This window comes from Microlunatus soli, from assembly GCF_900105385.1.
Lineage (GTDB): Bacteria > Actinomycetota > Actinomycetes > Propionibacteriales > Propionibacteriaceae > Microlunatus > Microlunatus soli.
In genome coordinates this window covers 6,469,405-6,488,901 of record NZ_LT629772.1, presented here as the reverse complement: position 1 = coordinate 6,488,901, position 19,497 = coordinate 6,469,405, and the positions used below count along the sequence as shown (strand labels likewise).

18 protein-coding genes are annotated in these 19,497 nt (G+C 68.2%); 14 read left to right on the top strand and 4 right to left on the bottom strand.

The features are described 5' to 3' along the window. The first annotated feature begins 76 nt into the window (after positions 1-76). The 13 genes from argG to BLU38_RS29610 all read left to right on the top strand — a co-directional run bounded on the left by argG (position 77) and on the right by BLU38_RS29610 (position 15,384). A complete protein-coding gene (gene argG / locus BLU38_RS29670; protein ID WP_091533398.1) occupies positions 77-1,501 on the top strand; it encodes an argininosuccinate synthase in 1,425 nt (474 codons plus the stop codon). A 192-nt stretch (positions 1,502-1,693) separates the two neighbouring features. Further along, positions 1,694-2,044: a hypothetical protein gene (locus tag BLU38_RS29665; protein ID WP_091530928.1), complete on the top strand. Its 351-nt coding sequence runs from the start codon at positions 1,694-1,696 to the stop codon at positions 2,042-2,044. Between the two features lie 186 nt (positions 2,045-2,230). Next, a complete protein-coding gene (gene ruvC / locus BLU38_RS29660; RefSeq protein ID WP_091530924.1) occupies positions 2,231-2,818 on the top strand; it encodes a crossover junction endodeoxyribonuclease RuvC in 588 nt (195 codons plus the stop codon). Further along, complete coding sequence (gene ruvA, locus BLU38_RS29655) at positions 2,815-3,432, top strand: Holliday junction branch migration protein RuvA (protein WP_091530920.1); 618 nt, start codon at positions 2,815-2,817, stop codon at positions 3,430-3,432. The genes ruvC and ruvA overlap by 4 nt, the downstream gene beginning before the upstream one ends. Positions 3,433-3,528: 96 nt before the next feature. After that, the gene (gene ruvB / locus BLU38_RS29650) at positions 3,529-4,599 is read left to right on the top strand and encodes a Holliday junction branch migration DNA helicase RuvB (protein ID WP_091533396.1); all 1,071 of its coding nucleotides are present in this window, start codon (positions 3,529-3,531) and stop codon (positions 4,597-4,599) included. A 342-nt stretch (positions 4,600-4,941) separates the two neighbouring features. Next, complete coding sequence (yajC, locus tag BLU38_RS32165) at positions 4,942-5,676, top strand: preprotein translocase subunit YajC (RefSeq protein WP_091530917.1); 735 nt, start codon at positions 4,942-4,944, stop codon at positions 5,674-5,676. Positions 5,677-5,700: 24 nt separating this feature from the next. Next, a complete protein-coding gene (secD, locus tag BLU38_RS29640; RefSeq protein WP_091530913.1) occupies positions 5,701-7,434 on the top strand; it encodes a protein translocase subunit SecD in 1,734 nt (577 codons plus the stop codon). Continuing rightward, on the top strand, positions 7,434-8,771 hold the full coding sequence (secF, locus tag BLU38_RS29635) for a protein translocase subunit SecF (RefSeq protein WP_091530909.1): 1,338 nt from the start codon (positions 7,434-7,436) through the stop codon (positions 8,769-8,771). Before secD ends, secF begins: the two co-directional genes overlap by 1 nt. Next, positions 8,768-9,304 (top strand): adenine phosphoribosyltransferase, encoded by a 537-nt coding sequence (locus BLU38_RS29630; protein WP_091530905.1) that lies wholly within the window; start codon positions 8,768-8,770, stop codon positions 9,302-9,304. The genes secF and BLU38_RS29630 overlap by 4 nt, the downstream gene beginning before the upstream one ends. A gap of 131 nt (positions 9,305-9,435) precedes the next feature. Further along, a complete protein-coding gene (locus BLU38_RS29625; RefSeq protein WP_091533395.1) occupies positions 9,436-10,455 on the top strand; it encodes a potassium channel family protein in 1,020 nt (339 codons plus the stop codon). A gap of 534 nt (positions 10,456-10,989) precedes the next feature. Next, on the top strand, positions 10,990-13,227 hold the full coding sequence (locus BLU38_RS29620; RefSeq protein WP_091533393.1) for a RelA/SpoT family protein: 2,238 nt from the start codon (positions 10,990-10,992) through the stop codon (positions 13,225-13,227). After that, the gene (locus tag BLU38_RS29615; protein ID WP_157683859.1) at positions 13,224-13,775 is read left to right on the top strand and encodes a GNAT family N-acetyltransferase; all 552 of its coding nucleotides are present in this window, start codon (positions 13,224-13,226) and stop codon (positions 13,773-13,775) included. Before BLU38_RS29620 ends, BLU38_RS29615 begins: the two co-directional genes overlap by 4 nt. Before the next feature lie 52 nt (positions 13,776-13,827). Further along, positions 13,828-15,384, top strand: coding sequence for a bifunctional metallophosphatase/5'-nucleotidase (locus BLU38_RS29610; RefSeq protein WP_157683857.1), 1,557 nt, complete (start codon positions 13,828-13,830; stop codon positions 15,382-15,384). On the opposite strand, the gene BLU38_RS29605 is transcribed toward BLU38_RS29610, so the two are convergent. From BLU38_RS29605 to BLU38_RS29590, 4 genes are all read right to left on the bottom strand, one after another. Further along, positions 15,371-15,913: a GrpB family protein gene (locus BLU38_RS29605; RefSeq protein WP_157683855.1), complete on the bottom strand. Its 543-nt coding sequence runs from the start codon at positions 15,911-15,913 to the stop codon at positions 15,371-15,373. The two genes, BLU38_RS29610 and BLU38_RS29605, sit on opposite strands and share 14 nt — an antisense overlap. Before the next feature lie 20 nt (positions 15,914-15,933). Beyond that, complete coding sequence (locus tag BLU38_RS29600; protein WP_091530892.1) at positions 15,934-16,656, bottom strand: 4a-hydroxytetrahydrobiopterin dehydratase; 723 nt, start codon at positions 16,654-16,656, stop codon at positions 15,934-15,936. A gap of 128 nt (positions 16,657-16,784) precedes the next feature. Beyond that, on the bottom strand, positions 16,785-17,528 hold the full coding sequence (locus tag BLU38_RS29595; RefSeq protein ID WP_157683854.1) for a hypothetical protein: 744 nt from the start codon (positions 17,526-17,528) through the stop codon (positions 16,785-16,787). A 76-nt stretch (positions 17,529-17,604) separates the two neighbouring features. Further along, positions 17,605-18,165, bottom strand: a complete 561-nt coding sequence (locus BLU38_RS29590; protein ID WP_091533391.1) for an RNA polymerase sigma factor — start codon at positions 18,163-18,165, stop codon at positions 17,605-17,607. Between the two features lie 189 nt (positions 18,166-18,354). Between BLU38_RS29590 and BLU38_RS29585 the strand changes: the two genes are divergently transcribed. Beyond that, positions 18,355-19,452 carry a serine/threonine-protein kinase gene (locus BLU38_RS29585; RefSeq protein WP_091530882.1) on the top strand — a complete coding sequence of 366 codons (1,098 nt, stop codon included), beginning with the start codon at positions 18,355-18,357 and terminating at the stop codon, positions 19,450-19,452. The last annotated feature ends 45 nt before the right edge of the window (positions 19,453-19,497 follow it).

Below are 19,497 nucleotides of genomic sequence, written 5' to 3'. Positions count from 1 at the left end.
GCCGCTCGGCCCAAGCGAATTACCGCCCGCTACCGCCGATGTGCATAATCATTCGCGATGCTGCATAATGATGCGCATGTCCAAGGTGCTGAACTCTATCCCGGTCAACGAGCGCGTAGGTATCGCCTTCTCCGGCGGCCTCGACACGTCTGTGGCGGTCGCGTGGATGCGCGACAAGGGCGCGATTCCGTGCACCTACACCGCCGATCTGGGGCAGTACGACGAACCCGACATCGCGTCCGTACCCGGCCGGGCCGGACAGTACGGCGCCGAGCTCTCCCGGCTGGTGGACTGCAAGAAGCCGCTGGTGGAGGAGGGACTGGCCGCGATCGCCTGCGGCGCCTTCCACATCCGCAGCGGCGCCCGCGTCTACTTCAACACCACCCCGCTCGGTCGCGCCGTGACCGGGACGCTGCTGGTCCGGGCGATGCAGGCCGACCAGGTCTCGATCTGGGGTGACGGTTCGACCTTCAAGGGCAACGACATCGAACGGTTCTACCGCTACGGGCTGCTGGCCAACCCGGGCTTAAGGATCTACAAGCCGTGGCTGGACGCCGAGTTCGTCTCCGAGCTCGGCGGCCGCAAGGAGATGTCGGAGTGGCTGGTCGCTCACGATCTGCCGTACCGGGACAGCACCGAGAAGGCCTATTCCACCGATGCCAACATCCTCGGTGCCACCCACGAGGCCAAGACGCTGGAGCACCTCGACACCTCGATGGAGATCGTGGAGCCGATCATGGGTGTGGCGTACTGGGACGAAGCGGTGCAGATCCCGACCGAGGACGTGGAGATCACCTTCGAGGCCGGCCGGCCGGTGGCGATCAACGGCAAGACCTACGCCGACGTCGTCGATCTGTTCGACGAGGCCAACGCGATCGGTGGCCGGCACGGATTGGGAATGTCGGACCAGATCGAGAACCGGATCATCGAGGCCAAGTCCCGCGGCATCTACGAGGCACCGGGGATGGGGCTGCTGCACATCGCCTACGAGCGGCTGCTGAATGCGATCCACAACGAGGACACCGTTGCCGCTTACCACAATGACGGCCGCAAGCTCGGCCGGCTGCTCTACGAGGGCCGCTGGTTCGATCCGCAGTCGCTGATGATCCGGGAAGGGCTGCTGCGCTGGGTCGCCTCGGCGGTCACCGGCTCGGTGGTGCTGCGGCTGCGGCGCGGTGAGGACTACACGATCGTCGACACCCGGGAGTCCTCCACCGGCAGTCGCTTCTCCTACCATCCGGACAAGCTGTCGATGGAACGTACCGAGGACGCCGCCTTCGGCCCGGTCGACCGGATCGGTCAGCTGACGATGCGCAATCTGGACATCGCCGATACCAGGACCAAGCTCGAACTGTACGCCGGGCTCGGCGCGCTGCCGCAGCGCGAGTCCGAGCTGGTCGGTGCCCTCGAACCGGGTGGTGCCGACAGGATCACCGCCAACCCGGCCGCCGGCGAGGAAGACGCCCTGGACCGCGCCGCGATCGACTCCGGCGTCGACTGATCACTCAGGCGACTGGGCCTCGCACTGGTTCCGCATGGCGGTAGGTCTGGGCAGCCGGGGCCGCCGTGCGCTGCTCGGCAGGGAACAAACTGCCCGATAGCCGTCCTCGATCGCTGATCATGCGCATTCGGCCCGCCGGCACCCGGCCAGGGCTACCGTCGGATCAGTATTCGTATTGGATCGGGGGAAACTATGCGATTCACATTCAGGACCGGCGTCGCCACCGCGTTCGCAACGGCGGCACTCCTCGGCGGAGGGATCAGCACCGCCTACGGAGGCGAGATCAACGGCAACGGCCAGCCGCCGGGCGGTGAGGGTCTGGGAGCTGCCCACGCCCATTCGATCTGTGCCTACTCCGGGCTGGAGGACGGTGAAGGTGCGGGCTTCCCCGGTCCCGGCAATGCACCGCCGCAGAACTGGGGACACAGCAAGGGAGCGTTCGGCGCCACGCCCGCCGAGCGCAAGGCCTCCGGCTTCCAGCCCGGTGATTCCTGCAACGGGCACACCGGATTCCTGGTCAACCCGCCACCGGGCGAGCCGTAAAGCCGACTCGATGAGGGCCCCGCTCGGCAGCACGTCGAGTGGGGCCCTCAGTCGTGCGCACAGGATCCGGATACCCGGCGCCGGCTGCGTCGTCGGCGACACGCCCGCTGCCCAGCGCGGCGCGGATGCGTACCTGAGATAGGGTCCGAACGTCTGTTCGGATCGTCTGTTCCAGGGAGGTGTGCCGTGCGGGTGCTCGGGATCGATCCCGGCCTGACCCGATGCGGGTTCGGCGTCGTCGACGGCACGCTCGGTCGCAATCCGGAGCTGGTCGCGGTGGACGTCGTCCGCACCGACACCGGGACCGACACCGCCTATCGGCTGCTGCGGCTGGAGCGGGCGTTCGACGAGTGGATCACCCAACATCAGCCCGATGTCGTCGCCGTTGAGCGGGTGTTCGCCCAGCACAACGTGCAGACCGTGATGGGCACCGCGCAGGCCGCGGGAGTGGCGATGCTGGTCGCGGCCCGGCACGGGCTTCCGGTCGCGTTGCATACACCGAGTGAGGTGAAGGCGGCGATCACCGGCTCCGGTCGGGCCGACAAGGCCCAGGTCGGTGCGATGGTGACCCGGGTGCTGCGTTTGGCGGCGACGCCGAAGCCGGCCGACGCCGCGGATGCGCTGGCGCTGGCGATCTGTCACGTCTGGCGCGGCGCGGCCAGTGATCGTCTGGTGCGCGCCGAACAGGCCGCCACCGAACAAGCAGCACGCCAACGCCGTGCGTACGCGTTGGCCCGCCGACGAACTCCTTCCGTACCAGGACATGAGGCATGATCGCTCAACTCTCCGGCACCGTCATCCAGCTCGCCGCCACCTCGGCGGTGATCGATGTGAACGGAGTCGGCATCAAGACGCTGTGCGGCCCGAACACCACCGCCGACCTGCGGGCCGGGCAGCCCGCGACCCTGGCCACCTCGCTGGTGGTCCGGGAGGACTCGCTGACCCTGTACGGCTTCGGCACCGGTGAGGAGCGCGACTTCTTCGAGTTGCTGATGAGCGCCTCCGGCGTCGGGCCGAAGCTGGCCCAGGCAGCGCTGGCCGTGCTGGCCCCGGACGAGCTGCGGAAGGCGATCGCCACCGAGGACCTGGTCGCGCTGACCAGGGTCCCCGGCGTCGGCCGGAAGGGTGCCCAACGGATCGTGATCGAGTTGAAGGACAAGGTGAACGCGATCGTCGCCGATCACCCGACCGATGCCGCCGCAGGACCGGAACCGGGCAACGACGAGGAGTGGCGGGATCAGGTCAGCCAGGGTCTGCAGGGCCTCGGCTGGTCGGCCAAGGACGCCGACGCCGCGTGTACGCGGGTCGAACACCTCGCCGCCGACGACCCGACGATCAGCATCGCCGAACTGATGCGGGCCGCGCTCCGGACCCTGGCCAAGGCCTGATCGATCGCTGCAGGTCGATCTTCGGCCCGACCGATGGTGGTCGCGCGGTGGGGGTCAGGCGGATGGTCGGCGGGATCGGGAATGATGGGGGACACCATGGCTGAACGCGACGAGTGGCCCGACGACGGCGGCACCGACCTGGTCGATCCGCATCCCGACCCGGACGAGTCGGCCGCGGAATCGGCGCTGCGACCGACCACGCTGGCCGAGTTCGACGGCCAACCCCGGGTCAGTGACCAACTCGGCCTGGTGCTGGAGGCGGCCCGGGCCCGCAATGCGGTGCCCGACCACGTACTGCTGTCCGGCCCGCCCGGGCTCGGCAAGACGACCTTGGCCGGCATCATCGCCGCCGAGATGGGTGCACCGTTGCGGATCTCCAGCGGCCCGGCGATCCAGCACGCCGGAGATCTGGCTGCGATCCTGTCCGGCCTGACCGAGGGCGAGGTGTTCTTCCTCGACGAGATCCATCGGATGTCCCGGCCCGCCGAGGAGATGCTCTATCTGGCAATGGAGGACTTCCGGGTCGACGTCGTCGTGGGCAAGGGACCGGGCGCGACGGCGATCCCACTGGACATCCCGCAGTTCACGCTGGTCGGGGCGACCACTCGGGCCGGGATGCTGCCCGGGCCGCTCCGGGACCGGTTCGGCTTCAACGCCCAGCTCGACTTCTACGACGCCGAAGCGCTGGAACGGATCGTGGCCCGGTCCGGCACGTTGATCGGCGCCGACCTGGACCCGTCCGGCGCCGTCGAGATCGCCAGCCGATCCCGGGGCACGCCGCGGATCGCCAACCGGCTGCTGCGCCGGGTTCGGGACTACGCGCTGGTCCGGGCCGACGGCCGGATCACCGAGGCGGTCGCCCGCGCCGCGCTCGATCTGTACGAGGTGGACACGCTCGGGCTGGACCGGCTGGACCGCGGCGTGTTGGACGCGATCTGCCGCAAATTCGGCGGCGGTCCGGTCGGACTGAGCACGCTGGCGATCGCGGTCGGTGAGGAGACCGAGACCGTCGAGGAGGTCGCCGAGCCGTTCCTGGTCCGGCTCGGTTTCCTGATGCGTACCCCGCGCGGACGGGTGGCGACCGCGGCCGGCTGGCGGCATCTCGGGCTCACCCCGCCGCGGCAGCAGACCACCACCACCGCCGAGGAACCAGACCTGTTCAGCTGAGCAGCGTTGCCGGTGCCGGTCGGATGGTGTCCCGTGCTGGGAAATCGTCCCTTGGGGATCTGCGCGGCCGGGGTCATATGGTGCCTGGTGTTGCCATATCGCCCCGGGAGGGTGCGCGGCGAGGGTCATATGGCGACTTGTGTTGCGATATCGCCCCTGGCGAATCGGTCCTCGGGCGGCGTCGGTGCGGCGCTGTCGGGGTTTGTCGTGGACACTGGGTAGAGTACGGCGGTCGGAGCAGTCGGGCCGGGCCGCGTAGTCGACCCGCCCACACGACTGAAACGACCGCCCGACGGCAACCTCAGCGGCGTCCCGACGCCGACGATTGGACGTGAATCCGAAGTGCAGAGTTACACATCGATCATCTTGATCGTCGTGATGATCATTGCGTTCTATTTCCTGATCATCCGGCCGCAGCGGAAGCGGACGCAGCAGCAGCAGGAGATGGTGCGCAAGCTGGAGCCGGGTGCTCGAGTGGTCACCACGACCGGGATCTACGCCACGATCGTGGCGATGGGCGACAAGCAGGTCGTACTGGAGACCTCGCCGGGCGCGCGGATCACGATGCTGAAGCAGGCCGTCGGTCGGGTCGTCGGCGATGAGGAAGAGGACGCCGAGCTGAGCTCCTACCGTGCCTCCGACGGCCCTGGTGCAGGATCGCAGTTGGGCGCTGCCGCAGCCGGCGGCGCGGCCGGGACCGGTGCTGCCGCGGGAACCGGCGAGCAGGACGGTTCGGGCGATCAGGCAGGGTCGGCCAGTGGCCTGGCCGGCGGCGCGCCGATCCACGAGTACGCCCCGGGGGACCAGGGATATTCCGCAGCGGATCAGCAGGGGGCTGGTCCCGATTTCAGTTCACCGACCGAGGAACCGACCCAGCACCAGACGGCGCCGTGGCCCCCGCAGGGCAGCAGCGAACCGTCCGGGTCCTATTCTTCGGGATCGTCGTTGGGTGAGTCTTCGCTGAACGCCTACGACGACCAGGTCCGGTCTCGGGAGGACGCCGAAAACGGCGGCCAGCCGGATACGCCAGCAGGCGAGTCGGAGACGCCGAACGGCGACGACCAGAAGCAAGCCTGAGGACCGACACCCCGAGGACCGATTGTGGCATCAAAGGTCGGCCATCCACTGCGTACGCTGGTGGCCTTCTTCATCGTGATCGCAGCCCTGTACGGGTTGATGGCGGTCACCAAGAACTGGACCCCGAGACTCGGGCTTGACCTGAGCGGGGGCACGACGATCACCCTGACCGCCCGGAACACCACCGGGAAGGGGTCGGTGTCGGCCACCAGCCTGGAACAGGCCCGGACGATCATCGAGCAGCGGGTGAACGGCCTGGGCGTCGGCGAGAGTGAGGTCACCACCGCCGGCGGCAACCAGATCATCGTCAGCGCCCCGAACGTGCAGCGCGACGAGCTGATCCAACAGGTCGGCCAGACCGCTGAGCTGAGGTTCCGCTCGGTCTACGACGAGCAGCAGACCACGCCGCAGCCGAAGGCGTCGGACTCGCCGTCGGCCGGCGACCCGTCCAGCTCTCCGTCGGCCAAGGCCTCGGCCGGATCGTCGGCCGACGCCGGATCGAGCGCGTCCAGCAAGCCGAGTGCGTCCGCCACGGCCAAGCCGAAGGGCAACGGACGCCCGGCACCGGCGCTGCCGACCGAGCCGCCGGTGCCGCCGAAGCCGCGGCCGTCGGCCGAGGGCAAGGGCACCGCTCCGGACAAGGCGATCGACTGGCAGCCGTCGCAGAAGGACAAGACCGACTTCGCCGCGTTCACCTGCCCGCGGGACGACAAGTACTATCCCGACGTCTCCGACCAGCCGCTGTTCGCCTGTAACGACGCCGGCACCGTGAAATACCTGCTCGGCCCGATGCTGATCGCCGGCACCGACGTGACCGATGCCAGCGCGACCACCGGTGGCCAGGGCACGGCCGGCGGCTGGCAGGTCAACCTGAGCTTCAACTCCAAGGGCAGCAAGCAGTTCGAGGCCGCCACCCGCGAGCTGGCCAAGCGCAGCCAACCGGAGAACGCCTTCGCCGTCGTCCTGGACGGCGACGTGGTGTCCTCGGCGTCGGTCTCCTACGCCATCGCCGGTGGCAGCGCGATGATCAGCGGTCAGGGCATCAATCAGGACAGCGCGCGCCAGTTGGCCAACGTGCTGCAGTACGGTTCGCTGCCGCTGGCCTTCGAGATCTCCAGCGTCGACACGGTGTCACCGACCCTGGGCGGTGAGCAGTTGCAGGCCGGGCTGATCGCCGGTGCGGTCGGCATGGCCCTGGTGATCTTGTTCTGTCTGCTCTACTACCGCGGTTTGGCGGTCGTCGTGGTCGCCTCGTTGGCGGTGGCGTTCGCCAGCACGTACGCGGCGATGGTGCTGTTGGGCGCATCGGTCGGGTTCGCGCTCAGTCTGGCCGGTATCGCCGGCGCGATCGTGGCGATCGGTATCACCGCGGACAGCTTCATCATCTACTTCGCGCGAATACGCGACGAGGTCGGTGAGGGGCGGACCATCCGGGCCGCCGTCGAGACCGGCTGGCGTCGGGCTCGGCAGACGGTGCTGGTCGCCGACGGGGTGTCGCTGTTGTCGGCGCTGATCCTGTTCATGCTGGCGATCGGTTCGGTGCGTGGCTTCGCGTTCACGCTCGGCCTGACCACGCTGATCGACGTGATGGTGATGTTCTTCTTCACCAAGCCGCTGGTGACCCTGCTCAGCCGGACGAAGTTCTTCGGCGGCGGTCACAAGCTGTCGGGGCTGGACGCCTCGCACCTCGGGGTCCAGGCCCTGCCGGGCGGTCGGAAGCGACCGTTGGCACGACACGCGACCGAGGGAGAAAGCTGATGTCCAAACTTGGTCAGTTCGGTCACCGGCTCTACACCGGTGAGATCTCCTACGACTTCGTCGGCAAGCGTCGGCGCTGGTTCGTCATCTCCGGCATCCTGCTGGTCATCGTCATCGCCGGATTCCTTATCCGTGGCCTGAACCTGGGCATCCAGTTCACCGGCGGCGCAGAGTTCCAGGTCCCGGCGACGGCCAACACCGCAACGGTCAGCAAGGTCCAGGACGCGCTCAGCGGCAGCGGCGTCCGAGCCGTCTCCGACGCCGAGGTGACCAAGGTCGGCAACTCGACGATCCGGGTCGAGACCGAGGCACTGAACTCCGAGAGCGAGGTCCCGAAGGTCAAGCAGGTGTTGGCCGACGCGACCGGGGCCAACGCCGACCAGATCACCTACAGCCTGATCGGTGCGTCCTGGGGTAGCCAGATCACCGAACGAGGGGTGATCGCGCTCGGCGTGTTCCTGGTGCTGGTCAGCCTGCTGCTGTGGGCCTACATGCGGAACCTGAAGATGGCCGGAGCGGCGCTGGTCGCGCTGTTACACGACCTGGCGATCACCCTGGGGGTGTATGCCGTCGTCGGCTTCTCCTTCACCCCCGAATCGTTGATCGGGATGCTGACGATCCTCGGCTATTCGCTCTACGACACGGTGGTGGTCTTCGACAAGGTCCGGGAGAACACCCGTAACCTGACCGCGAACGCGCAGCGGACCTACTCCGAGTCGGCCAACCTCGCGGTCAACCAGACCCTGGTCCGGTCGATCAACACCACCGTGATCGGCGTGCTGCCGGTGGCCGCGCTGCTGTTCGCCGGCGGCGTCGTGCTGCACACCGGTCCGCTGAAGGACCTGTCGCTGGCACTGTTCGTCGGGATGATCTCCGGCGCGTACTCCTCGATCTTCATCGCCACTCCGCTGTTGGCGGCCTGGAAGGAACGCGAGCCGGACATGATCCGGCAGCAGAAGCGGGTCGCCGCTCGCCGTGCCAAGGACGAGGCCAAGGCTCGGGGCGAGGCCGTCGGTGTCGGCGCCGGCCGTGCTGGTCGGGGCCGGGGGACCGGCACCGCGACCGCGGTAGCCGACCCCGAGGTCGACACCGACACCGATACCGGCGACGACGGTGGCCGTGACGCCTTCCCCGAGGACGGCGAGGTCAAGGTCGGCAAGTCCACGATCACGCTGTCGGTCCGCGGCAGCGGATCCGGCGGCAGCCAACGACCCGGTGGCCGATCCACCGGGCGCAGTGACGGCAGCGACGACGCCCGCCGTGACAGACTCAACGACGCTGCGGCCAAGCGTCCGCAGCCACAACGCAAGCCGCGCAGTGAACGGAAGAAGCCATGAACAACCTCAACTGGGTCGATCTGATCCGTGACATCCCGGATTTCCCGGAACCCGGCGTGGTGTTCAAGGACATCACGCCGCTGATCGGATCACCCGGCGGCTTCTCCGCCGTCATCACCGACCTGGTGCAGCAGTCGCCGAAGGCGATCGATGTCGTGGTCGGCATGGAGGCTCGTGGCTTCATCTTCGGTGCACCGGTCGCGTTGGCGCTGGGGACCGGCTTCGTACCGGTCCGTAAGCCGGGCAAGCTGCCCGGTGAGGTGATCACCACCTCGTATGAGTTGGAGTACGGCACCAACTCCCTCAGTGTGCATCGCGACGCCATCGGCAAGGGATCGCGGGTGCTGATCGTCGACGACGTCCTGGCCACCGGCGGGACGATCGCCGCCACGGCCAACCTGATCAAGGAACTCGGCGCCGACCTGGTGGCGGTCGCCGTCGTCCTGGAGTTGGATTTCCTCGGCGGCCGGAAGAACCTCAGTGAGCAGGGGATCGACGAGGTCATCGCGCTGACCCACGTCGACGGCGACTGACCGCCGCCGGCAGTCCCACCACCCGTCCGCGAACCCAGCGTCCCCACCGAGGTCGTCCCGTGTTCGAAAGCTTCCGTCCCGATGCCGCCGACTGGCCCGATGAGCCCGGCGGCCGACGTCGGCGTACGCGGATGTCGTCCACCCGGACCCTGGTCAGCCTGCCGGCCCGGGTGCTGTCGCCGGGACGCCAGCTGGCCTTCCGCGGCCTGTTGGCGTTGGCGCTGCTCGGCCTCGTCGTGCTGATCGTTTTCCTCGACCGGGATGCCTACACCGACAGCTACGACGGCAAGGTCTCGCTGATCGACGCGATCTACTACGCGACCGTCACCATCACCACCACCGGCTACGGCGACATCACCCCGGTCGCACCGCACGCCCGGATCATGAACGCGATCCTGGTCACCCCGTTGCGGATCGCGTTCCTGGTCCTGTTGGTCGGCACCACCCTGGAGGTGTTGGCGAACGAGGGTCGCCGGATGTTCCTGGATTCCCGTTGGAGGAAGCGGATGCGTAACCACATCGTGGTGATCGGCTACGGCACCAAGGGCCGCAGTGCGGTCCAGACCCTGACCGACAGCAAGACCATGCCGAACCAGCTGCTGGTGATCGACGGCCGCCCCTCGGTGATCGCCGACGCCAACCTGCAGGGCTTCGCCGCCATCCACGGTGACGCCACCCGACGCGAGATTCTGCGCCGGGCCGAGATCAGCAAGGCCCGAGACGTCATCATCACCCTGGATCGCGATGACTCCGCGATCCTGGTGACGCTGACCGTCCGACAGATGAACCCGGGCGCGCACATCGTGGTCGCGGTCCGTGAACAGGACAACGCGCCGTTGCTGCGACAGTCCGGTGCCGACTCCGTGATCACCTCTTCCGACGCCGTCGGTCGGGTCGTCGGGCTCAGCTCGATCAGCCCCAACCTCGGCGCGGTGATCGAGGACCTGCTCACCGCCGACGAGGGGTTGGAGATCATCGAACGGCAGGTCACCGCCGACGAGGTCGGCCATCCACCGGCGGACATCCGCGGCGAACGGGTGCTCGGGGTGGTCCGCAACCGCACCCTGCGGCAGTACTACGACCCGACCGTGGCCAGCCTGGAGACCGGCGACCAGCTGGTCGTGGTGCGGCAGGCGCCCGACGACGACTGACCGGCGGCCCCGCCGCCGACGTTCTCCGGGCCCCGCCTCACCCGGGCTGCACAGCTGGGAATTAGACTCGGGGTCAGTTGTGTTGTCACTGTCGAGTGCCGAGGCGTTCGACGGGTGGTGCCGCACACCCTGGGGGGTGCGTGGTGATCGGCCCACCGAGCAGCGTGTGAGCCCGAGCGATCGGGCGAGCGCGATGTCTGGGATCGGCTCGGCACATCTCCGAGGGCGCTGAAGGGATTCGGATTGAACGAACCTGGGACCGCCGTCGGATCCGACACCGATCGAAAGGTGCCCGGCAACGGTAGCCCCGTGGCCGATCAGGATCCGGCGATCGAACGGTCGGCCGATCGACAGGGCCGATCGTCGGATGGTGCTGCGCCCAGCGGCCAGTCCAGCGCGGGCAGTCCGGACCGATCCGAACAGCCGCGGAGCAGTCAGAGCGATCAGGGCGGTCAGGGCAGGGCAGCGCGGGACGGCGGCAGCGTCGCAGTCCCGGTCCGGCTGGCCACCGGCCCGGAGCACCCCCGGGTCCGGATGCGGCAGCGGATCGCCCGGTTCGGCAGCAGCAGACCGCAGTTGCCGGTGCTGGACCCGCTGTTCCGGATCGTCCGAGCCAACCACCCCAAGGCCGATACCGCGCTGCTGGAACGTGCCTACCGGACCGCGGAGGAGTTGCACCGCGGGCAGAAACGCAAGAGCGGCGACCCCTACATCACCCATCCGCTGGCGGTCACCCAGATCCTGGCCGAGCTCGGCATGACCGAGCCGACCCTGTGTGCGGCGCTGCTGCACGACACGGTCGAGGACACCCCGTACACGCTGGCCCAGTTGAGCCGCGACTTCGGCGAAGAGGTCGCGCTGCTGGTGGACGGCGTCACCAAGCTGGACAAGGTCAAGTACGGCGAGAGCGCGCAGTCGGAGACCATCCGCAAGATGATCGTGGCGATGAGCCGCGACATCAGGGTGCTGGTGATCAAACTCGCCGACCGGCTGCACAACATGCGCACCCTGCACTACGTCCGTCCGGAGAGCCAACACCGCAAGGCGACCGAGACGCTGGAGATCTACGCGCCACTGGCACACCGGCTCGGCATGAACACGATCAAATGGGAGCTGGAGGATCTCTGTTTCGCCACCCTGCATCGCAAGGTGTACGACGAGATCGTCCGGCTGGTCGCCGAGGCTGCGCCGAAGCGGGACGAGGTGCTGGCCAAGGTGATCAGCGAGGTCACCGCCGATCTGAAGGCCGCGAAGATCAAGGCGACCGTCACCGGCCGACCGAAGCACTACTACTCGATCTATCAGAAGATGGTGGTCCGCGGCCGCGACTTCGCCGACATCTACGACCTGGTGGGCTTGCGCATCCTGGTCGACACGCCGAAGGACTGTTATGCCGCGCTCGGCGTGATGCACGTCCGGTGGAACCCGCTGCCCGGCCGGTTCAAGGACTACATCGCGATGCCGAAGTTCAACATGTACCAGTCGCTGCACACCACCGTGCTGGGGCCGGGCGGCAAACCGGTGGAGTTGCAGATCCGCTCCGAGGAGATGGACCGGCGCGCCGAATACGGTGTCGCCGCGCACTGGAAGTACAAGCAGGGCGGCGGCAAGGGCACCCCGACGACCGCCAAACCCCACGGCGGCGGCGCCAACAGCAACGATCTGGTCTGGGTCCGGCAACTACTGGACTGGCAGCGGGAGACCGCCGATCCGGGGGAGTTCCTGGATTCGCTGCGGTTCGAGATCAACTCCTCCGAGGTGTTCGCGTTCACCCCGAAGGGCGACGTGATGTCACTGCCGTCCGGGGCGACACCGGTCGACTTCGCCTACGCCATCCACACCGAGGTCGGGCATCGCTGTGTCGGCGCCCGGGTGAACGGCCGGCTGGTGCCCTTGGAGTCGGCACTGTCCAACGGCGACGTGGTCGAGGTGTTCACCTCCAAGGCCGAAGGGGCCGGTCCGAGCCGGGACTGGTTGTCGTTCGTCAAGAGCCCGCGGGCCCGGAACAAGATCCGCCACTACTTCACCAAGGAACGCCGCGAGGAGTCGATCGAGCAGGGCAAGGAGATCCTGGCCCGGCATCTGCGCAAGGCCGGGCTGCCGATGCAGCGACTGCTCACCATCGAGCATCTGACCTCGGTGGCCAACCACTTCCGGCTGGCCGACGTGGACGCTCTCTACGCGGCGATCGGTGAGGGCAATGTCGGTGCCGCGGCTGCGGTCAACCGGCTGATCAGTGTCGAGGGCGGCGAGGAGTCCGCGGTCGACGAGACCAGCGAGGATCTGGTCGTCACCGGTCGCCGGCGTCGCAAGAGCGGGGGCGGGGAGACCGGCATCGAGGTGGTCGGCGCGACGGATCTGTGGGTCAAGCTGGCGAAGTGTTGTACGCCGGTGCCCGGCGATCCGATCATGGGCTTCATCACCCGCGGCTCGGGGGTTTCGGTGCACCGCACCGACTGTGTGAACGCCGCCGACCTGAAGTCCCAGCCGGAGCGGCTGATCGAGGTCGTCTGGGCGCCCGGCGCCCAGAACTCCTATCTGGTGGCGATCCAGGTCGAGGCGCTGGACCGCAACCGGCTGCTGTCCGACATCACCCGGGCGTTGTCCGATCAACATGTCAACATCCTGTCGGCCGCATTGAACACCTCGAAGGATCGGATCTGCAAGGCCAAGTTCACCTTCGAGACTGCCGACCCGACCCATCTTGATCATGTGATCCAGGGGGTCCGCGGGATCCCCGGCGTCTTCGACGCCTACCGCATCAACCAGTGACGCGAGTGCGGACGATCGACGCCGAGGGCTGCCGGTTCCGGGCCGCGTCGCCGGCCGACGACGACCACGTGCTCGGGTTGATGACGGAGTACATGACCTGGGCGTTGGCGACCTTCGAGCAGACCTTCGGCTACCCGATGGGTGGTGACCCGGGACATACGCCGGAGTCGTTGCGACGATTCCGGCCGCCGTCGGGACTGATCGCACTGGCCGAAGTCGGCGGTCTGCCCGTCGGCGTGGCCGCGCTGCGGACCAACGATGACGGCGTGGTGGAGATCAAGCGGATGTTCGTCCGGCCGACGCACCGCGGAACCGGCATCGGCGCCGGCTTACTGGACTGGCTGTTGGACCGCTGCAGTGATCAGTTCGGCGCTCGGATCGTCCGGCTGGACAGCAACCGATTCATGACCGCGGCCCACCGGCTGTACGAATCCCGAGGGTTCACCGAACGCGATCGGTATCCGGGCAGCGAGATCCCGCCCGAGCTGCAGGACCTGTGGCGGTTCTACGAACTGCCGCTCACCCCGGCGACCGGCGACGATCGCTGACCGTTCATCCGGGTGTCACCGGCGCGGAGCACCGCACCCTAGGGTCGTGATCATGAAGAGACTACGCGTGCTCGGGCCGATCCTGGTGGCGATGATGATCATCACCGTCCTGACCCCCGGCCGGGCCGTTGCCCGAGATCGCTGTGGCCAGGACACACCGGGGCCGCCGAAGAACAACTGCACCGCGAGTCTGCTGTACTTCAACGACGCCCACGATGTCCGCCCGGTGGTCACCGACGGCGTCTCCCGTGGCGGGGTCGCCCGGTTGGCGACCGTGCTCCGGACCGATCGGCAGACCGAGCCGTACAGTGCCACGGTGTTCGGCGGCGACCTGGCCGGCGGCACGCTGTTCGGCGGTGTCTATCACGGCCACCCCATGGTCGAGGCGTTCGACACGATCGGTATCGACGTCGCCAACTTCGGTCAGCACGACTTCGACTTCGGGGTGGCGAACACCCGTGCGTTGATGGCGAAGTCGGACTTCGACTGGGTGTCGTCCAATCTCGTGGACGCCGACGGAGCTCCGTTCAGCGGTCTGCCCTGGACCGTCCGACAGGTCGGTGCCTTCCGGGTCGGCTTCCTCGGACTGACCGATGCGATGGACACCACCGGTGCCGATACCGGTGTCGATCAACGTCCGGTGATCGAAGCAGCCCGGCAGGCGTTGGCTCGGATGACGGCCGAGCAGCGGCCCGACGTCGTCGTCGCCGTCACCCAACAGGGGCCGGAGGAGAATGCCGCGCTGATCGACCAGGTGCCCGGCGTCGATCTTGTCCTGACCGAGGAGGTGGCCGAGGATCGGTCGGTTCTGACCCGACATCGGGGCACCTGGATCGCTGCACCAGAAGGAAATATCGGATCCACGATCAAGATCGACATCCGTCGGCACGGCCACCGGACCATGATCATCCCATCAGTGCTGGAGGTCGATGGCAGCGTCCGACCCGACCCCGAACTGCAACGACTCGAAGATCATTATGCTGCGGACCTGGAGCAGCGGCTGGGCAAGCGGATCAGCACCGTACGGACTGCGCTGCCGCTGACCGACAACGCCCATCGGCAGGGCGAGGTGGCGCTCGGTGATCTGGTGGCCGACGCCTTCCGGTCCGGTGCCGGCTTCGCCGACGGCAAACCGGCCGACGTCGGATGGATCCAGGGCGGTGGACTGCGAGCAGCGGTGCCGGCAGGGGACTTCACCCTGGCCAGCGGCTACGGCGTGTTGCCGTTCGGCAACAAGTTGATCAAGGTCGAAGCGACCGGTGAACAGCTCCGGTCGGCCGTCGAGCAGGGCCTGGCCGGCTACCAGGATCTCGGCGGCGGCTTTCCGCAGATCTCCGGCATCAGCTACACCTTCGACCCCGATCGGCCGGTAGGGGCCCGCGTCACAGCGATCACCGTGGGCGGCAAGCCGCTGGACCTGGCGGCGTCCTACACGGTCGCGATGACCGACTACGTCTACCGCGGCGGCGACGACGTCACCGCGTTCGCCGACAGCACACTGCTGGTCGATCCGGCCACCGCGACGATCGATGCGGACGCGTTGAACGCCTTCGTCGGTTCACTGGACGTCGTCGACTATCGCACCGACGGACGGATCATCCGGAGCTGATCGACCGCTCGGGATCGAGATCATCGATCGGTGGCAAACCTCGGGCAGCTCGTGCGCGGTTCACGATGTCCAGTACCAGCGGCTGTTTGCGGGCACCGTACGCCGAGCCGTCCTCCTCTGCTGCTGCGGCCAGCTTCAACTCCTGATACCGGGCCGCGTCGGCCGAGTGGGACCGCAACCAGTCGCGGAACAACCGCTGGTGGCAGGTCTCCCACTGGTCGGCGGTGAAGAAGTGTGCGATATGCGTCCGACACCCGGCAACCTCCTTGACCCGGACCCGATGACCGTGGGGTTGCCGGCGCAGCGACAACCAACCGTTGTCGACGAGGCCCTGGCGCCGATCGTCCAACTCGTCGAAGGACCCGACCCGGACCGCGAGGTCGATGATCGGCTTGGCCGACAGCCCGGGAACGCTGGTCGAACCGATGTGCTCGACCAACCACCTGCCGGTCCCGACAGCTCGGAGTTGCTCCGCGGCCCGGGCGTAGGCAGCCGGCCAGGACGCGTCGTAGTCAACGACCTCGGTCACATCAGAACCCAACCAGCGATTCAGCTGCCCGCGGCCGCTGAGACGTCCACACAGATGACCCCTCTGTTGCCGTCCTGATCGGCGATCACTGTCATCGCCGGTGCATCGCTGTCGTCGACGACGGTCCCGCCTGCTGCGACGGCGGCAGCGATCCGCTGCTCGGCCACCTCAGGGGCCACGTAGACCTCGAGGTGGAACCGCTGGGAGGTGTTCAGCTGCTCATCGCCCTGTGGTTCATCGACGTCGCCGAACCACAGGTTCGGAACGCGTCCGGAATCGTCCCGGATCTCGTCGCTGGGCGTTCCGCGTCCTTGGGCCGCGCTGTCCCCGGTCAGCAGTGCGGCCCACACCGGAGCGATCGTCGACGACCGCGTCGTGTCCAGACCGAGCTCGATGACAGCGACCGCTGCCGGGTCGGCGTCGAGCCGTTGGTCGGCGGCGATCTCGGTGATCCGTCGTGCCAGGTCGACGTCCTGTTGGGTCACCCATTCGACACTGAACTCGGTGCCCTCATCGTTGCGGTAGACGGCATCCTCGGTGACCAGCTTGAGGTCGACATATCCGTCACCGATCGACACCTGCGGGTGGTGTCCGACGGCGTCGCCGGCTTCGCCAACCGCCGTGATGAATCGGGCGCCGGTGGCGAAATCGTCGACCCGATAACGGGCATGCAGCCCCTGGGCCAGCTTGCGCCAGTCGGTCAGGTCCGCCGCTGCGATCCGGTCGCCCTTCAGCATGTCCATGGACCGCGACCCTAGCCGTGAACAGCCGTCAGTGTCGGGACACCGCGACGAATCTGTCGTACGAACTGCCCGAAACCGGTGCGATCGGCGAGGCCGCTCGCACTCGTACGACATTCGGATCGCGGGCACTAGCCGAGCCGCTTGGCGGCGGCAACGGCGAGAGTGCCGAGCTGTTCGGAGTCGGCGCAGAGATAGACCCCGATCGTGCCGAAGCGTTGGCCGTTGCGGATGATGATCTCGCCGCCGCAGGGTTCGGCTCCCTCGGGTGCTTCGCCGTTGGTGTTCTGGTCGCCGGGATACTGACCGATCCAGGCCGCCCAGACGCCCGGCTCGATCAGCTGCTCGCGGGGCTTGCCCAGCACCGACTCGCCGACCTCGGCATGACGGCATGGCGACTCACTGTTCAGGAGCTGGTCGGCGGCGACCTTCGCGTCGGCGGGGGAGTCGGCGACCGCGATCATCTGGTCGGCTGTGCCGTCGTCGCCCTTCTCCTCCCAGGAACCGGTCAGCGACGGGTCGTAACCGGTGAGGTCGCCCAGAGTGCGGTTGCCCGGCCCCGCCTGGTCACTGCAGATCGTCGCTCCGGTGTTCGGATCGCCGTCGCCGCCGAGATGGTAGACCCGGACATCCAGACCAGCCTTGTCGAAGGTCTTCACCGACGCCAGGTCGCTCTTCGTCGGTGGCGTTCGGGCATAGTCGCTCGGCATCGGTTCCGGCCCGGCGGTCGCGTTGCCGTCGGCCGGCGGGGTCGTGCTGTCCGCCGACCACGGCGGCCAACCGACGGTGCCACGGTCGGGGAGCACGAAATGACCCGTGCCGGCCCCCAGCACGACGGCGGCGATCCAGCAGCCGACGCTCACGCTCCTTCTCACCGATCGGCCCTTCTCATCGATCGATCGGCCGATCGATCGGCACTGACCGTTCGACCGGCGGTGGTGATCGACCGCCTCACAACTCTGCTTCCAACTGCAACCGGAGTCGTTCCCGCATGAACTTGCGGGCCTGGTGGATCCGGTCCTTCACGGTGCCCAGCGGCGCATCGGTCAGCTCCGCGATCTCGTCGTACGGCAGCGAGCCGAGGTCGCGCAGCACGAACGGTTCCAGCAGCGCAGGGTGTCGGCGTTCCAGCTCGTTCAGCGACTCCAGCAGGTCCAGCCGGGTGCCGGCGATCACACTGGTCGTCCGCGGGTCGGCCGACTCCGGGACGGCAACCGCCCCGGTGGTCTCGCCGCGGCGTTTGAGCGACCGGTAGGTGCCCCGCGCACTGTTGGACGTGATCACCGTGACCCAGCCCAGGAAGGAGCCGCGCCCGGAGTAGCTGCCGATGTTGGAACTGATCGCCAGCAGCGCATCCTGGGCGGCTTCTTCCGCGTCCTGCTGATGCGGCAGCAGGCGTGCACAGCGCTGCATCACGCGCGGCCGGAGCCGCGTCAGCAGGTCGCCCAGAGCCGCCTGGTCGCCGGCCTGGGCGGAGCGGACCAGCTCATCGAGTTCGGCGTCGTCAGTCATCGTGAGCACATCATGCCGTGGCGGCGGCCGACACCGACGAGTGGCAGGGTGACGGCGGTCAATCGTGACGCGGTTGTGTTCGAGGGGACTGCTGGTGTGGTCCGGTATCCAGTACCGCAAACACGACCACGCCGACGTCGGACCGGCCGATCGGGGTGAAATCGTCGGCAGGCCGGATAATGGGCGGCGATGAAGCAGATCGGACGGTATCGCCTGGATCGGGTCCTGGGCGCGGGCGCCTTCGCGACCGTGTGGAAGGCCTACGATCCCGACCTCGACGTACCCGTCGCGGTCAAGGTGCTGGCCGACAACTGGGCGGTCAACGCCGACGTCCGGGAACGTTTCCTCACCGAGGCCCGGCTGCTGCGCCGGATCCAGAGCCCGCGAGTGGTCCGGGTTTACGACGTCGGTGTGTCCCCGCCGGGCGGTGACCGGCCGGAGCAGCCGTATTTCGTGATGGACTTCATCGAAGGCGGTGCGCTCACCGGCCTGGTCGGTCAACTCCCCGCCGACGAGGCGGTCCGGCTGGCCGCCGAGGCCTCGGAGGCCGTTCAGGTGCTGCACGAGGCCGGCATCGTGCACCGCGACCTGAAGCCCGGCAACTTCCTGATCGACACCCGGCACGCACCGCTGCACGTGTTGGTGGCCGATCTGGGCAGTGCGAAGAAGCTCGCCGACGCCAGCGGCTACACCGTAACCACCGGCAGCCCGGCCTACATGGCTCCCGAGCAGGCGGACCAGTTCGGTGGCTTCGACAGCCGGGCCGACGTGTACGCCCTCGGTGTGGTGAGCTACGAGCTGTTGGCCGGCCGCCGGCCGTTCGCCGGGCTGACCGCGGGGGAGTTGGTCCGGCGCAGTCGGGACGTCCGACCGGAGCCGATCGCTGCCCGGCTCGGTCTGCCGCCGCAGATCGATCAGCTGCTGGCCGCCGCGATGGACCCCGATCCGGACGGCCGCCCGGCCGACGCACACACCTTCGGTACGACGCTGCGGGCCGCGCTGCCGGCCGAGACGGACACCGCCGTCGCCGGTCCGCCCGCCTGGCAGCAGGAACCGACCGTGCTGCAGACACCGCCGCAGCCGCGGGAAGCTCAGCAACAGACCTGGCTGCGCCGCGAGGTTTCGGCCGATGACCGACTCCCGGCACCGACCCGAACCGAGGACGGTACGGTCCTGCTGCCGCCCCCGGCGTCGAAGCCTCGTCGCGGCTGGCCGGCACCGGCGGTGATCCTGGTGGCGGTCGTGCTGTTCGTACTGGCGGCCGCCGTCGCCTGGACCCTGAAGTGAGCGCGGCGGCGCGCTGACGTACTGACCAGCCCGGCGCGCCGGTCG

Coding starts and splice junctions, on each gene's coding strand:
- argG (WP_091533398.1), top strand. CDS start 77: ATGTCCAAGGTGCTGAACTCTATCCCGGTCAACGAGCGCGTAGGTATC.
- BLU38_RS29665 (WP_091530928.1), top strand. CDS start 1,694: ATGCGATTCACATTCAGGACCGGCGTCGCCACCGCGTTCGCAACGGCG.
- ruvA (WP_091530920.1), top strand. CDS start 2,815: ATGATCGCTCAACTCTCCGGCACCGTCATCCAGCTCGCCGCCACCTCG.
- ruvB (WP_091533396.1), top strand. CDS start 3,529: ATGGCTGAACGCGACGAGTGGCCCGACGACGGCGGCACCGACCTGGTC.
- secF (WP_091530909.1), top strand. CDS start 7,434: ATGTCCAAACTTGGTCAGTTCGGTCACCGGCTCTACACCGGTGAGATC.
- BLU38_RS29630 (WP_091530905.1), top strand. CDS start 8,768: ATGAACAACCTCAACTGGGTCGATCTGATCCGTGACATCCCGGATTTC.
- BLU38_RS29625 (WP_091533395.1), top strand. CDS start 9,436: ATGTCGTCCACCCGGACCCTGGTCAGCCTGCCGGCCCGGGTGCTGTCG.
- BLU38_RS29620 (WP_091533393.1), top strand. CDS start 10,990: ATGCGGCAGCGGATCGCCCGGTTCGGCAGCAGCAGACCGCAGTTGCCG.
- BLU38_RS29610 (WP_157683857.1), top strand. CDS start 13,828: ATGAAGAGACTACGCGTGCTCGGGCCGATCCTGGTGGCGATGATGATC.
- BLU38_RS29600 (WP_091530892.1), bottom strand. CDS start 16,656: ATGGACATGCTGAAGGGCGACCGGATCGCAGCGGCGGACCTGACCGAC.
- BLU38_RS29590 (WP_091533391.1), bottom strand. CDS start 18,165: ATGACTGACGACGCCGAACTCGATGAGCTGGTCCGCTCCGCCCAGGCC.
- BLU38_RS29585 (WP_091530882.1), top strand. CDS start 18,355: ATGAAGCAGATCGGACGGTATCGCCTGGATCGGGTCCTGGGCGCGGGC.